At 77.1% G+C, this 14295-nt stretch carries 14 protein-coding genes and 2 riboswitches; of the genes, 10 read left to right on the plus strand and 4 right to left on the minus strand.

The annotated features are described in order from the left end of the window. Window positions 1-14: 14 nt before the first annotated feature. From ACI8AP_RS12660 to ACI8AP_RS12675, 4 genes are all read right to left on the minus strand, one after another. On the minus strand, window positions 15-452 hold the full coding sequence (locus ACI8AP_RS12660) for a hypothetical protein (RefSeq protein ID WP_456589699.1): 438 nt from the start codon (window positions 450-452) through the stop codon (window positions 15-17). Beyond that, window positions 445-1041 carry a TetR/AcrR family transcriptional regulator gene (locus ACI8AP_RS12665; RefSeq protein WP_456589700.1) on the minus strand — a complete coding sequence of 199 codons (597 nt, stop codon included), beginning with the start codon at window positions 1039-1041 and terminating at the stop codon, window positions 445-447. Before ACI8AP_RS12665 ends, ACI8AP_RS12660 begins: the two co-directional genes overlap by 8 nt. A 105-nt stretch (window positions 1042-1146) precedes the next feature. Then, window positions 1147-1908, minus strand: coding sequence for a maleylpyruvate isomerase family mycothiol-dependent enzyme (locus ACI8AP_RS12670; protein ID WP_456589701.1), 762 nt, complete (start codon window positions 1906-1908; stop codon window positions 1147-1149). 16 nt (window positions 1909-1924) lie between these two features. Continuing rightward, window positions 1925-2569: a TetR/AcrR family transcriptional regulator gene (locus tag ACI8AP_RS12675; RefSeq protein WP_456589702.1), complete on the minus strand. Its 645-nt coding sequence runs from the start codon at window positions 2567-2569 to the stop codon at window positions 1925-1927. 127 nt (window positions 2570-2696) lie between these two features. After that, a riboswitch (cobalamin riboswitch) is annotated at window positions 2697-2823 on the plus strand. 73 nt (window positions 2824-2896) lie between these two features. On the opposite strand from ACI8AP_RS12675, the gene ACI8AP_RS12680 reads away from it, so the two are divergent. From ACI8AP_RS12680 to ACI8AP_RS12725, 10 genes are all read left to right on the plus strand, one after another. Continuing rightward, entirely contained in the window at window positions 2897-5011 is a 2115-nt protein-coding gene (locus ACI8AP_RS12680) for a putative cobaltochelatase (RefSeq protein WP_456589703.1), read from the plus strand. Continuing rightward, on the plus strand, window positions 5011-5625 hold the full coding sequence (gene cobO / locus ACI8AP_RS12685) for a cob(I)yrinic acid a,c-diamide adenosyltransferase (protein ID WP_456589704.1): 615 nt from the start codon (window positions 5011-5013) through the stop codon (window positions 5623-5625). The genes ACI8AP_RS12680 and cobO overlap by 1 nt, the downstream gene beginning before the upstream one ends. Next, window positions 5622-7019: a cobyrinate a,c-diamide synthase gene (locus tag ACI8AP_RS12690; RefSeq protein ID WP_456589705.1), complete on the plus strand. Its 1398-nt coding sequence runs from the start codon at window positions 5622-5624 to the stop codon at window positions 7017-7019. The genes cobO and ACI8AP_RS12690 overlap by 4 nt, the downstream gene beginning before the upstream one ends. Then, window positions 7006-7707, plus strand: a complete 702-nt coding sequence (locus ACI8AP_RS12695; protein WP_456589706.1) for an energy-coupling factor ABC transporter permease — start codon at window positions 7006-7008, stop codon at window positions 7705-7707. The genes ACI8AP_RS12690 and ACI8AP_RS12695 overlap by 14 nt, the downstream gene beginning before the upstream one ends. Continuing rightward, entirely contained in the window at window positions 7704-8024 is a 321-nt protein-coding gene (locus ACI8AP_RS12700) for an energy-coupling factor ABC transporter substrate-binding protein (protein ID WP_456589707.1), read from the plus strand. Before ACI8AP_RS12695 ends, ACI8AP_RS12700 begins: the two co-directional genes overlap by 4 nt. Further along, window positions 8021-8758 carry a cobalt ECF transporter T component CbiQ gene (gene cbiQ / locus ACI8AP_RS12705; RefSeq protein WP_456589708.1) on the plus strand — a complete coding sequence of 246 codons (738 nt, stop codon included), beginning with the start codon at window positions 8021-8023 and terminating at the stop codon, window positions 8756-8758. The genes ACI8AP_RS12700 and cbiQ overlap by 4 nt, the downstream gene beginning before the upstream one ends. Further along, window positions 8755-9600: an energy-coupling factor ABC transporter ATP-binding protein gene (locus ACI8AP_RS12710; protein ID WP_456589709.1), complete on the plus strand. Its 846-nt coding sequence runs from the start codon at window positions 8755-8757 to the stop codon at window positions 9598-9600. Before cbiQ ends, ACI8AP_RS12710 begins: the two co-directional genes overlap by 4 nt. Further along, complete coding sequence (gene cobA / locus ACI8AP_RS12715; protein WP_456589710.1) at window positions 9597-11246, plus strand: uroporphyrinogen-III C-methyltransferase; 1650 nt, start codon at window positions 9597-9599, stop codon at window positions 11244-11246. The genes ACI8AP_RS12710 and cobA overlap by 4 nt, the downstream gene beginning before the upstream one ends. A gap of 146 nt (window positions 11247-11392) precedes the next feature. Continuing rightward, window positions 11393-11546, plus strand: a riboswitch (cyclic di-AMP (ydaO/yuaA leader). Between the two features lie 14 nt (window positions 11547-11560). Continuing rightward, window positions 11561-12724 carry a C40 family peptidase gene (locus ACI8AP_RS12720; protein WP_456589711.1) on the plus strand — a complete coding sequence of 388 codons (1164 nt, stop codon included), beginning with the start codon at window positions 11561-11563 and terminating at the stop codon, window positions 12722-12724. A gap of 174 nt (window positions 12725-12898) precedes the next feature. Next, window positions 12899-14128, plus strand: coding sequence for an MFS transporter (locus ACI8AP_RS12725; RefSeq protein ID WP_456589712.1), 1230 nt, complete (start codon window positions 12899-12901; stop codon window positions 14126-14128). Window positions 14129-14295 lie beyond the last annotated feature (167 nt).

Here is a 14295-nt window from a genome sequence, read left to right on the forward strand (position 1 = left end):
CGTGCCGCAGCGGATCAGGCGGGCGCGAGGCCGCCGGCGTGCAGCCGGCGCTTGGCGACCGCGATGGGCACCTGTCCGACGACGGCAGGCAGCACCCAGAACACCGGATTGGCCGTCTCGGCGACCAGGAGGGCGGTCACGAGGGCGATGTAGGAGCCGCCGAGCAGGTGCGGCTGGAGCGTGGCCCAGTGGTGCCACGCCCGCCGGCGGGCGAGCGCACCCGCCACGGCGAGCACCTCCGTGAGCACGGCGACCGGCAGCAGCCAGAGCAGACCCGGCGACGTCGCCGCGAGCACCCCGCCGGTGACGGCCGCGACCACGACGGCGACCTGGTAGCCGGCCGCCGCGGCAACGCCCCGAGCACCCGCGCGACGGGCCGCGAGCCACACGGGCCCGAGGAGCAGCCCGGCGGTCCCCGCGAGGACGTGGACGCCGAGCAGGGGGTCATCCATGGCCGGTCTTCCTTCCCGGTGAACCGAACAGCATCCCGGCCGCACGCCGGGCGAGCTCGAGCAGCGCCTCACCACCGCCGTCGGGGGCGAGACCGGCTCCGGCGAGGTTCCCGGTCGCCGCCAGCCCGGCGAACCCGTGGACCAGGGACCACGCGGCCACGACCGCGGCCCGCGCGTCGTCGACCCGGCCGTCGACGGTCAGCGCGTCGATCCCGCGCTGGAGCACCGCGAAGGTCCGGGCCCGGGCAGCGGAGAGCTCGCCGTCGTCCGGGTCGAGGACGTCGGGGGCGAACATCACCGCGAAGTGACCGGGGTGGTCGCGGGCGAAGCGCACGTAGGCCACGCCGACCTCGCGGAAGTCGGAGGCGGCCGCGTCCTCGAGGGCACTGGCGAGCATCCGGTGGCCGTCGGCGGCCAGCGCCGTCAGCAGGCCGGTCCGTGAGGCGAAGTGGTGCCGGTGCGCGGCGTGGGACACGCCCGCCGAGCGGGCGAGCGCCCGGATCGAGACCTCGGCGACGCCGGAGCGGGCCGCCACCTCGGCCGCGGAGCGCAGCAGCACCGCGCGGAGGTCGCCGTCTAGCCGGGTCACACCAGCAGCTTGCCACTGACAACTTGCCAGTGGCAAGCGCCGGTGGGCGACGCCGCTCGGCGATGCGGCCGGCCCCTGTCACCCCGTCGACCGGCAGGGGCGGGATCAGAAGGGCACCTGCTGGCCCAGCAGGCCGGCTGCGCTGCCCCGGCCCGAGAGGACCCGGCAGAACTCGACGGCGTCGAGCTCCAGCTGCTCGCCGTCCGTCCCCGCCGACCACTGGCCGCCGGCCGGGCCGGTGAGGGTGAGCCGGTACGGCCGGCCGTGCCGCCCGGCCCACTCGGCGACGACGTCGGCGACCAGCACCCCGTCGTGCTCGGGCGTGAGCTCGGGCTCACGGCCGGTCGCGCGGCTGACGTCGACCCGGTGCATCCAGACGTCGCGGGTCAGGACGACGTCGAGCAGGAAGCCGGTCCGCCAGAACTCGCGGACCGTGCCGTTGACCTGCTCCTCGGGCAGCTTGACCTGCCCCGCCACCCGGGACAGCCGGCGCCGCCCCCGCAGCGCGCGCGGCGCCGTGACCTCGAGCGCGGCGACGACTGCCGGGCCGTCGAGGTCGGCGTGCGCCCGCACCTGCACGGCGGTCAGCGCGTCGATGCCGCCCCCGGCCTTGCCGGCGAGCCGCTGCTGACGGGCCATCTCCCGCACCGAGGCGGCCATCTCCGCCATCCCGAGCACGTGCGCGGCCATGGCCCGCACGTCCCAGCCCGGGCAGTCGGTGGGCCGGCTCCAGTCGTCGGCGTCCAGCTGCCGGAGGAGGGCGACGATGCGCTCGTACTCCGTGGCGGCGAGGCGGTAGGCGGTGTCCCGGTCCAGGGCGGCGGACCGCGGGCGTGGACGGGCAGGGGCAGGAGAGGGAGCGGTCACGACGGACCTCCTCGGATCAGCGGGTGGACGGGTTCCTCTGGTGGTGGCCGAGCCACATGTCCATGACGTCGGGCAGGACGGTGGTGAAGGCTCCGGTCTCGAACGGCTCGCCGGGCGCGTTGGACAGCTGCTGGGAGATGACCCCGCCGACCAGCGCCGTCCAGGCGCGGTAGGCGCGGTCGAGGTCGACGTCCGCGGCGAGGTGCCCGGCGTCCCGCAGCCGGGCCAGCAGCGCGCGGGACTCCGCGTCCAGCGCGACGGCCGGCTCGTACGCCCGCGGCGAGGGCGTGAAGCCGGGCACCGGGCGCCAGAACATGAGCGCGGAGTGGGCGGGGTGCTCGACGGCCCAGCGCACCAGGGCGGTGGTGCCCGAGCGCAGGGCGTCGAGCGGGTCGGCGTCCTCCCGCGTCGCGCCGGCGTGCCGCAGCACGTCGGCGAGCGCACGCCAGCCGCGTTCGAAGAGGGCGTCGTAGAGCGCGTGCTTGCCGTCGAAGTACCCGTAGAGGGACGGCGGGCGGATGCCCATCCGGCGGGCCACCTCACCGAGGGTCAGCCCGGCGACGCCGTGCTCGGTCATCACCTCCACGGCGACGGCGACGACCTCCTCGATCGTCTCCTGCCGCCGCCGTTGACGGCGGTCCGGCGGTGCCGCCCCGGTCACAGGCGCATTGTTTTCCTAACGGCGTTAGGAAGTCAACGAGGTCTTAGGTCGCTATCGGGCGGCGGGGGGTCTGTCGCCGGCCGGGCCGCTCGTGGTCTGATGACGCAGCCACACGCGACGGCAGCGGAGGAAGCCCGGTGAGAATCCGGCGCGGTCCCGCCACTGTGACCGGGGAGCCCGTCCCCACGCTCGGCCACTGCTCCCCCGGGAGCGGGAAGGTCGGGGACGGGCGTCGAGCCGGGAGCCAGGAGACTCCAGCCGTCGTCCCTGCCACCTCCGGGCGTGGACACCCGGGGAGAGGACGCGTGCCATGCGCGGGTACCCCGCATGAGCTTTCCCTTCACCGCCGTCGTCGGCATGGACGACCTGCGGCTGGCCCTGCTGCTCAACGCCGTCTCCCCCGCCGTCGGCGGGGTGCTGGTGCGCGGCGAGAAGGGCACGGCGAAGTCGACGACGGTCCGCGCGCTGGCCGCCGTCCTGCCGCCGGTCGACGTCGTCGCGGGCTGCCGCTTCGGCTGCGACCCGGCAGCGCCCGACCCCGCCTGCCCCGACGGCCCGCACGAGCCGGGTGCGGCGGCCCGCACCCGCCCGGCCCGGCTGGTCGAGCTGCCCGTCGGCGCCTCCGAGGACCGGCTCGTCGGCTCCCTGGACCTGGAACGGGCGCTCACCGAGGGGGTCAAGGCCTACGAGCCGGGCCTGCTCGCCGCCGCCCACCGCGGGGTGCTCTACGTCGACGAGGTCAACCTGCTGCACGACCACCTGGTCGACCTGCTGCTCGACGCCGCCGCGCTGGGCACCGCGTACGTCGAGCGCGAGGGCGTCTCGGTGCGGCACGCCGCCCGCTTCCTGCTGGTCGGCACCATGAACCCGGAGGAGGGCGAGCTCCGCCCGCAGCTGCTGGACCGGTTCGGGCTGACCGTGGAGGTCGCCGCCCCGCGCGACCCCGCCGTCCGCGCCGAGGTCGTGCGCCGGCGGTTCGCCTCCGACGCCGACCCGGCCGGTTTCGCCGGGCAGTGGGCCGCCGACGAGTCCGCGCTCGCCGCCCGCATCGCCGACGCCCGCGCCCGCCTGCCGCACGTCACCCTCTCCGACACCGCGCTGCGCCAGGTCACCGCCGTCTGCGCCGCGTTCGACGTCGACGGTCTGCGTGCGGACATCGTCACCGCCCGCGCCGCCATCGCGCACGCCGCCTGGTGCGGCCGCGACGAGGTGACCGAGGACGACGTGCGGGTGGCCGCACGGCTGGCGCTCCCGCACCGGCGCCGGCGCAACCCGTTCGACGCACCCGGGCTCGACGAGGAGACCCTGGACCGGGCGCTGGAGGACAGCCGCCCCGAGGACGACCCGGAGCCCCCGGACGACCCGCAGGACGGCGGCCCGGACGACGGCGGCCCGGACGACGGCGGCCCGGACGACGGCGGCCCGGACGACAGCGGCCCGGACGGCGGCGGCCCCGGCGCGGACCCAGGCATAGGAAGCAATACACCCATGTCCGACGCCGAGACGCAGGTAGAGCCTCCTATGCCTGGGGACGACGGGGGGGAGGTCCCGCCGACGACCGCCCCGCGCGGTGAGGGCGGCGGGCACACCGACGCGGCCCCGGCTCCGGAGAAGGCCGCGGTCGCTCCGTCCGACCCGTTCCGCACCCGGCGGCTGGAGGTGCCCGGGATCGGCGCCGGGGCCGCGGGCCGCCGGTCGCGCGCGCGGTCGGAGCGCGGCCGGGTGGTCGGGTCGACCCGCCCCGAGGGCACCGTCACCAAGCTGCACCTCGCCGGCACCGTGCTCGCCGCGGCGCCCCACCAGCGCGCCCGCGGCCGCAGCGGGCCGGGGCTGCGGATCGAGCGCGACGACCTGCGCCAGGCCGTGCTCGAGGGCCGCGAGGGCAACCTCGTGCTGTTCGTCGTCGACGCCAGCGGCTCGATGGGCGCCCGCTCCCGGATGGCCGCGGTGAAGGGCGCCGTGCTCTCCCTGCTGCTCGACGCCTACCAGCGCCGCGACAAGGTCGGGCTGATCACCTTCCGCGGCGGCGCGGCCGAGCTCGCCCTGCCACCCACCTGGTCGGTCGAGGCGGCCGCCGCCCGCCTCGGCAGCCTGCCCACCGGCGGGCGCACCCCGCTGGCCGCCGGGCTGCTCGAGGCTTACCGCACGCTCACGCTGGAGCGGGTGCGCGACCCGCGGCGCCGGCCGCTGCTGGTCGTCGTCACCGACGGCCGGGCCACCGGCGCGCGCGGCGGCGACCACCTGGGCGAGGCCCGCCGGGCGGCCGGGCTGCTCGCGGCGGCGGACGTCGCGAGCGTCGTCGTCGACTGCGAGTCGGGGCCGGTACGGCTCGGGCTGGCGGCGTCCCTGGGGGTCCAGCTCGGTGCGCAGACGCTGCGCCTGGAGGAACTGGGCGCCGAGTCCCTGGCCAGCACGGTCCGCGACGTGCGGAAGGCCGCCTGATGCCGCAGGGACAGGTCGCCGTCGTCCCGCAGGACGGGCTCACCACCCGGCAGCGGCGCAACCGCCCGCTGCTCGCGGTGCACACCGGCGAGATGAAGGGCAAGTCCACCGCCGCGTTCGGCATGGCGATGCGGGCGTGGAACCAGGGCTGGTCGGTCGCGGTCTACCAGTTCGTCAAGAGCGCCAAGTGGAAGGTCGGCGAGGAGAACGCGCTGACCGCGCTGGGCCGGCTGCACGAGCAGACCGGTGAGGGCGGGCCGGTCGTCTGGCACAAGATGGGCGCGGGCTGGAGCTGGTCGCGCAAGCACGGCGAGGAGACCGACCACGCCGCCGACGCGGCCGAGGGCTGGGCGCAGATCAAGCGCGACCTCGCCGCCGAGGCGCACCGGTTCTACGTGCTCGACGAGTTCACCTATCCCCTGAAGTGGGGCTGGGTGGACGTCGACGAAGTCGTCGCGACGCTCACCGCCCGGCCCGGCAGCCAGCACGTCGTCATCACCGGACGGGACGCTCCCCCGGCGCTGGTCGAGGCCGCCGACCTGGTCGTGGAGATGACGAAGGTCAAGCACCCGATGGACGCCGGCCAGAAGGGCCAGCGGGGGATCGAGTGGTGACCACGGGCGGGCGGGAGCTGCCCCGGATCGTGGTGGCCGCACCGTCGAGCAACGCCGGCAAGACGTCGGTCACCACCGGGCTGATCGCCGCCCTCACGGCCCGGGGGCTGACGGTCTCCCCGCACAAGGTGGGCCCCGACTACATCGACCCCGGCTACCACGGGCTGGCCGCCGGGCGGCCGGGCCGCAACCTCGACCCCTGGCTCGTCGGCGAGGAGCGGATCGCGCCGCTGCTGCTGCACGGGGCCCGCGGCGCCGACGTCGCCGTGGCCGAGGGCGTCATGGGGCTGTTCGACGGCGCCACCCACCCGAGCGTCGAGCCCGGGTTCGCCTCCACCGCGCACGTGGCCGGGCTGCTGCGCGCGCCGGTGGTCCTCGTGGTCGACGCCTCCTCGCAGGCCCGCAGCGTCGCCGCCCTCGTGCACGGGTTCGCCACGTTCGACCCGTCGGTGCGGCTCGGCGGCGTCGTGCTCAACCGGGTCGGCAGCGACCGGCACGAGGCGATCCTGCGCGAGGCGCTCGGCGCCGCCGGCGTTCCGGTCCTCGGGGCGATCCGGCGGCTGGAGACCCTGCACACGCCCTCCCGCCACCTGGGCCTGGTGCCGGCCGCGGAGCGCTCGGCCGAGGCGGTGGCCACGGTGCGCCGGCTCGGGGAGGTCGTCGCCGCCGGGGTCGACCTGGACGCCGTGCTGCGGCTGGCCCGCTCGGCGCCCGACCTCGCCGAGCAGCCCTGGGACCCGGCCGCGGAGGTGGCGCCGACCGGCAGCCGGCCGCGCATCGCGGTCGCCGGCGGCCCGGCTTTCACCTTCGGCTACGCGGAGAACGCCGAGCTGCTCGCGGCCGCCGGTGCCGAGGTGGTGACCGTCGACCCGCTGCGCGACGAGGCACTGCCCGCCGGCACCGCGGGGCTGGTCGTCGGCGGTGGCTTCCCCGAGGTCTACGCCGCCGAGCTGTCGGCCAACGAGTCCCTGCGCGCCGACGTCGCCGCGCTCGCCGCCCGCGGGGCACCGATCGCCGCCGAGTGCGCCGGCCTGCTGTACCTGGCCCGCGAGCTGGACGGCGTCCCCATGTGCGGGGTCCTGGACGTCGGGACGGCGATGGCCCCCCGGCTCACCCTCGGCTACCGCGCCGCGGTGGCGACCACCGACTCCGTGCTCGCCGCGGCCGGCACCCGGGTGCGCGGCCACGAGTTCCACCGCACCCACGCCGATCCCCCGGCCGGCCCCACCCCCGCCTGGCAGTGGGCCGCCACCGGTCCCGAGGGGTTCGTCTCCGGCGGGGTCCACGCCTCCTACCTCCACCTCAACTGGGCCGGCAGCCCCGCGCTGGCCCAGCGCTTCGTCACCGCCTGCGCCCCCGCCGTCCGAACGGAGCACGCCCGTGCACATCGCTGAAGGCTTCCTGCCCGCCGGCCACGCGATCGGCTGGACGATCGCCGCCGCGCCCTTCGTCGTGCACGGCGCCCGGGCCGTGGTCAAGGAGGTGCGGGAGAACCCGGAGTCGACGCTGCTCCTGGGCGCGGCCGGGGCGTTCACCTTCGTGCTGAGCGCGATCAAGCTGCCGAGCGTCACCGGCAGCTCGAGCCACCCGACCGGCACGGGGCCGGGCGCGATCCTCTTCCGGCCCCCGGTGATGGCGCTGCTCGGCACGGTCGTGCTGCTGTTCCAGGCGCTGCTGCTGGCGCACGGCGGGCTGACCACGCTCGGGGCCAACGCCTTCGCCTTCGCCGTCGTCGGGCCGTGGGCCGGGTACGCCGTCTACCGGCTGACCCGCGCCGCGGGGGCCGGGCTGCTACCCGCCGTCTTCGCCGGGGTCGCGGTGGCCGACCTGGCCACCTACGTCACCACGTCGGTCCAGCTCGCGCTGGCCTTCCCCGACCCGGCCAGCGGCCTCGCCGGGGCGCTGGCCAAGTTCCTCGGCGTCTTCGCCGTCACCCAGATCCCGCTGGCCATCGGCGAGGGCCTGCTCGGCGTGCTGCTCTTCCGGGTGCTCACGGTCAACGCCCGCCCCGAGCTCGAGCGGCTCGGCATCCTGAAGCCCGCCCCCGTTCCCGCGGCCGTGCCCGCCGGAGGTGCCGCGTGAACCGCCGCGCGCTCGTCAACGCCCTCCTCGTCGTGGCGGTGGTCGCGCTGTTCGCCGTTCCGCTGCTCCTCGACGGGGGCAGGTCGGAGTTCGGCGGCACCGACGCCGCGGTGACCGAGGAGCTCGAGGGCGACGGCTACACCCCGTGGTTCGACTCGCTGTTCAGCCCGTCCGGTGAGGTGGAGTCCGGCCTGTTCGCCCTGCAGGCGGCCCTCGGCGGTGGCGTGCTCGGCTACGTGCTGGGCCGGCTGCGCGGCCGGCGGACGGCAGCTCCCGCGCCCGCCACGAGCACGCCGGCGGAGACCGACCCGCGGTGAGCGGCCTCGCGGTCGACGACGCGGCGTGGCGCAGTGCGTGGCGCGGGCGTTCGCCCGGGGACAAGCTGCTGCTCTGCGCCGGCCTCGTCGGCTGCGCGCTGGTGCTGCCCGCCTGGCCGGGCAGCGTGCTCGTCGGGCTCACCGCAGTCGGGCTGGCCCTCGGCCCGGCCCGGGTGCCCGCCCGCACCTTCGGCCGGGCGATCCGCTGGCCGCTGGCGTTCATCGCGATCGGTGCGCTCACCGCGGTGGTGTCCGTCGGCGACGGCGGCATCGGCTGGGCCCCGGACGCCGCCGCGCAGGCCGGCTCGCTGGTCGGGCACGCGGTCGCCGGCAGCGCCGCGGTCCTCCTGCTGGCCACCACCACGCCGATGTCGGACCTGCTGCCCGCGCTGCGCCGGCTCCGGGTACCGGCCGCGGTCGTCGAGGTGGCGGGCGTGATGTACCGGCTGCTGTTCGTGCTGCTCGACAGCCTGCACACGATCCGCGAGGCGCAGACGGCGCGGATGGGCTGGTCCTCACCGCGCCGCTCCTACCGCTCCGCCGGGCTGCTCGCGGCCGGGGTGCTCACCCGCTCCTGGGACCGCGCCCGCCGGCTGCAGGAGGGCCTGGCCGGCCGGGGCATGGAGACCGACCTGCGCGTGCTGCCCGAGGTGCTGCCGTCGTCCCGGCTCTTCCTGGCCACCGCGCTCACCGGCCTGGCGGGGATCGTCGCGGTCAGCGTGGTGGTGGCATGAGCCACCGGACCCTCGGCGCCACCGGGCTGGTCGTCGGCTACGAGCGCGGCCGCCCGGTCCTCGACGGCGCCGACCTCACCGTCCCCGCCGGCCGGCGGCTGGCCGTGCTCGGGGCCAACGGCTCGGGCAAGACCACGCTGCTGCGCTGCCTGTCCGGCGCGCTGCCGCCCGTCTCCGGCGCGGTGACCGTGGACGGGGTGCCACTGGAGCACACCCGCCGCGGCCTGCGGCAGCACCGGCAGACCGTCCAGCTGGTGCTGCAGGACCCCGACGACCAGCTGTTCTCCGCTTCCGTGGCGCAGGACGTCTCGTTCGGCCCGCTCAACCTGGGGCTGGACGAGGACGCGGTGCGCGCGCGGGTGGCCGAGGCCCTGGACCTGCTCGCCGTCGACCACCTCGCCGCCCGGCCCACCCACCAGCTCTCCTACGGAGAGCGGAAGCGGGTGGCGATCGCCGGTGCGGTGGCGATGCGGCCGTGCGTGCTGCTGCTCGACGAACCCACCGCCGGGCTCGACCCCTCTGCGGTCACCGAGGCGCTGGCCGCGCTGTCCCGGTTGCAGGAGCACGACTCCACCGTGGTGATGAGCACCCACGACGTCGACCTGGCGCTGCGCTGGGCCGACGAGGTGGCCGTCGTCGTCGACCGCGCGGTGGTGCAGGGCGCCCCTGACGACGTCCTCGGCGACGGCGAGCTGCTGGCCCGCGCGCGGCTGTCTCGCCCCTGGGCGCTGGAGGTCGGCGCCCGGCTGCGCGAGCTCGGTCTGCTCCCCGAGGGCCCCCTCCCCCGGGACGCCGCCGGGCTGCTGGGCGCCCTGCCCGACCGTCCCGGCGTGCCCACGTGAGGACCGTCGGCATCGGGCTGTCCTCCGGGGTGAGCGCCGCCGAGGTGCTCGCCGCCGTCGACGCCGTCCTCCCCCGGCCGCCCGGGCCGGTCCGGCTGGCCACCCTGGACACGCGCGTGCGCGAGCCGGGGCTGGTGGACGCCGCCGCCCGGCGCGGCTGGCCGCTCGCCGGTCACCCGGCCGAGGCGCTGGCCGGGGTGCGCGTGCCCGCACCGTCCGGCGCGGTCGCCGACCGGGTGGGCACCCCGTCGGTCGCCGAGGCGGCGGCGCTCCTCGGGGGCGGGGTGCTCGAGGTCGGGAAGACGGTGCGCGGCCGGGTGACCGTCGCCGTCGCGCGGCCGCCGGACCCGACCGCCGACCCGCACCGGACCACCCCCACCGATGCAGCAGGAGGACCCGTGACCACCCAGCCCACCGGCGACGGCGTGCACCCGGTCGGGCTGCGGCTGGCCGGCCGGCGCGTGATCGTCGTGGGCGGGGGTACGGCCGCGCACCGCGGGGTGACCGGCCTGCTCGCCGCCGGCGCGGAGGTGACGGTGGTCAGCCCGGGCCTGACGCCGGCGCTGGAGTCGGCCGCCACCGCCGGGCACCTGGAGTGGTGGCCGCGGCGCTACGCCGCCGGGGATCTCGCCGGGGCGTGGTTCGCGCTGGCCGCGACCGGCGATCCCGACGTCGACACCGCGGTGGCCCGGGACGCCGACCGGCACCGGATCTTCTGCGCCCGCACCGACGGTGCGCGGGCCGGCGCCGAGCTGCCCGTCACCGGCCGCGCCGGCGACCTCGTGCTGGCGGTCCACGACGCGGCCGACCCCCGGGCGGCGGCCGGGCTCCGCGACGCGGTCCTCGCCGGGGTCGCCGACGGCACCCTGCCGGTCCGCCGTTCCGACACCGGGCCGGGGCGGGTCGTCCTCGTCGGTGGCGGCCCGGGTGATCCGGGGCTGATCACCGTCCGCGGCCGGCAGGCGCTGGCCACCGCCGACGTCGTCGTCGCCGACCACCTCGGCCCCCAGCCACTGCTCGCCTCGCTCCCCCCCGAGGTCGAGGTCGTCGACGCCTCCAAGCTGCCGCGCGGCCGCTCGATGGCCCAGGAGACCATCAACGACCTGCTGATCACCCACGCCCGCGCCGGCCGCCGCGTCGTGCGCCTCAAGGGCGGCGACCCCTTCGTCTTCGGCCGCGGCTTCGAAGAGGTCCAGGCCTGCACCGACGCCGGCATCCCCGTCGAGGTCGTGCCCGGCATCACCAGCGCCGTCGCCGTCCCCGCCCTCGCCGGCATCCCGGTCACCCACCGCGGCCTCACCCACGAGTTCGTCGTCGTCTCCGGCCACCTGCCCCCCGGCCACCCCCAGTCACTGGTCGACTGGACCGCCCTCGGCGCACTGCGCGGCACCCTCGTCGTCCTCATGGGCGTCGACACCGCCCCCGCCATCGCCGCCGCCCTCGTCGAGCACGGCCGCGCACCCGACACCCCGGTCGCGGTCGTCACCGACGGCTCCACCCCCACCCAGCGGTCGCTGCGCACCACCCTGGCCGACCTCCCGGCCACCCTCACCGAGCACGCAGTCCGCCCCCCGGCGGTCTGGGTCGTCGGTGAGGTGGTCCACCTCACGTCAGCCGACCGCGGGCGTGTCTCGGCGCGTCGGTGACTGGGCGTGAACGCCCGCCGGACTGTCGGCCACGGTGCTGGACGAAGTCGTCCCCAGGCATGGTGATCCGCCGGATCGGCACCTAGCGTGGGCCCGTCCGGACGGACCCTCTCGTCACTCGACCCGTGACAGCCGCCCGGACGCCGCCGAACCACCCGCCGGATCCGTCCGGCACCCGGACCGGGGACCCAACGCACCACCTGGGGTGAAGCGACGAGCGGCCCGCACGGGCCGTCCGCCGCCGGGCGACTTCCCGCCCGAACCCGTCAGCTAACCCGGTAGGCGGCCGTGGAAGAAAGGAAGACCCGCCGAACATGGCGAGTTCGCTCAGCCCTGCCCACCGCCGCATCACCGGACGGCGGGCCCTGCTGGCCCTCGTGGCCGCCGGCGGCGTCGTCCTGGCGCCGCTCCCCGCCGTCGCCGACCCCGAGCCGGCCACCTCCCAGGAGGCCGCGGACCTCGTCGCCGCCCGCGCGCACGACCTGGAGGTGCTCACCGAGCGCTTCAACGAGACCCGCGAGCACCTCAAGGCGGCGCAGGCGTCCGCCGACGCGGCCGCCGAGGAGCTCACCGCCGCGCAGGCCGCCCTGGCCCAGGCGCAGGACCGCGTCCGCACGGTGGCCCGCAGCGCGTACACCGGTGACCGGCTGGACACCGTGACGGCGATGCTGACCAGCGGCTCGCCCACGGAGCTGATCGACCGGGTCGGCCTGCTCGACACGATCGCCGCCCACAACAACGGCGTGCTCGGGGAGGCCCGGACCGCCGGCGAGGACGCCGAGCGCGCCCGTGCGGACGCCGAGCGGGCCGCGGCGGACGCCCAGGCGCAGGTCGACCGCGTGAACGCCGAGCGGGCGCGCCTCGACGAGGAGATCGCCGTCTACCAGGCGCACTTCGACCGGCTGAGCGCCGAGGAGCAGCGAGCCTCCCGCGCCGCCGCCGAGCGGCACGCCGCCGAGGAGGCCGCCGCGGCCCAGGCAGCCCAGGCCGCCGAGGAGGCGCCGGCCGCCGCCCCGGTTCCCGCCGCCCCGGCTCCCGCAGCCGCGGCTCCCGCTCCGGCTCCCGCCCCGGCCCCCGCCCCGGCCCCCGCCCCCGCGCCGCCCGCGCCGGTGTCCGGCGGCAGCGGCGCGGCGCAGACCGCGGTGAACACCGCCATGGCCCAGATCGGCGACCCCTACGTGTGGGCGGCCGCCGGCCCGAACGCCTTCGACTGCTCGGGCCTGGTGCAGTACGCCTATGCGGCCGCGGGCATCAGCCTGCCGCACTCCAGCCGCATGCAGTCGACCATGGGGACGCCGGTCTCCCGCTCCGCCCTGCAGCCGGGTGACCTGGTCTTCTTCTACAGCCCGGTCAGCCACGTCGGCATCTACATCGGCAACGGCCAGATGGTGCACGCCGCCACGTCCGGTGTCCCGGTGAAGGTCGCGTCGATCGACTCGATGGGCGGCTACAACAGCGCCCGGCGGATCGCCGGCTGACGACCGCCGGCTGAGACACCCGGGCGCGCGGGGCGGTCCGCCCCCCCCCCCCCCCCCCCCCCCCCCCCCCCCCCCCCCCCCCCCCCCCCCCCCCCCCCCCCCCCCCCCCCCCCCCCCCCCCCCCCCGGGTGTCTCGTGCGTGTCGGGCCACCGCACGTGCGACGATCGCCTCTCGTGCGGGTGGGGACACGGGGCGAGCTGCCCCGCGAGGTCAGGGTCCTGGCGGTCATCGCCTTCGTCGTGGCGCTCGGCTTCGGCATCGTCGCCCCGGCGATCCCCCTGTTCGCCCGCAACTTCGGGGTCGGGACCACCGCCGTCGGGCTGGCGGTCAGCGCCTTCGCGTTCTTCCGCTTCGTCTCCGCCTTCAGCGGCGGCACCCTGGTCGAGCGGTTCGGCGAGCGGCTCGTGCTCGCCTCCGGGCTGGTGGTCGTCGCCGTCACCACCGGTCTCGCCGGGCTGGCCGGGTCCTTCCCGCTCTTCCTCGGGCTGCGGGCCGCCGGCGGGATCGGCAGCGCCATGTTCACCGTCGCGGCGCTCTCGCTGCTGCTGCGGGTGGCCCCGCCGTCGCACCGCGGGCGGGCCGCGGCCACCTGGCAGGGCGGCTTCATCCTCGGCGGCATCGCCGGGCCGGCCGCCGGCGGGCTGCTGGCGGAGCTCTCCCCCCGGCTGCCGTTCTTCCTCTACGCCGGGTTCCTGCTGGTGGCCGGTGCGGTGGGCGTCGCGCTGCTGCGCACCGCCGAGCCCGACCCGGCCGCGCCCCCGGCGGGTGACGCCGCCGGCCCCGACCTCGACGCCGGCCCGGTCCGGCTGGGCAGCGCGCTGCGCTCGCGGGTCTACCTGGCCGCGCTGCTGGCCAACTTCGGCGTCGGCTGGGTGCTGTTCGGCGTCCGCAACTCCCTGGTGCCGCTCTACGTCACCGAGGAGCTGGGCCGGACCGTGGCCTGGGCGGGGGCCGGGCTGCTCGTCGGCTCGGTCGCGCAGGCGCTCGGCCTGCTCCGATCCGGCCGACTGGTGGACGGCTGGGGACGCCGGCCTTCGCTGATCGTGGGCGCGGCGCTGGCGACGGCGGCCATGGCGGTGCTGGTCCTGCCGCCCGTCCTCTGGGCCTTCCTGCTGTCCATGGCCGTCTTCGGGCTCGCCGCCTCGCTGCTCGCCAGCGCCCCGGCGGCCCTGGTCGGCGACCTGAGCGCCGGGCGGGGCGGCCGGGTCGTCGCGGTGTTCCAGATGTCGGCGGACCTGGGTGCCATCGCCGGGCCCCTGATCGCCGGCTGGCTCACCGACGTGGCCGGATTCCAGGTGGCGTTCGGCGTGAGCACCGCGGTGCTCGCGGCCGGGCTCCTCGGTGGGCTGGCCATCCCGAGGACCGCGCCCGCCCCGGCGCCGGCGGCGACGCCGGCCGCCTGACCCCGGATCCCGACGGCGGTGAGGACGAGCCGTTGATCCACCCCGGCCGCTTCGTCGCCGAGGTTCACCGGTTGCCGGCAGGCGCCGTCCGCTCCGCGCCTCCCGGCCCGGTGATCTCAGCATGACTCGTGCCCTGCCCACTCCTGTGGGCAGGGCACGAGTGATGC

Source organism: Blastococcus sp. SYSU DS1021, from assembly GCF_054050995.1.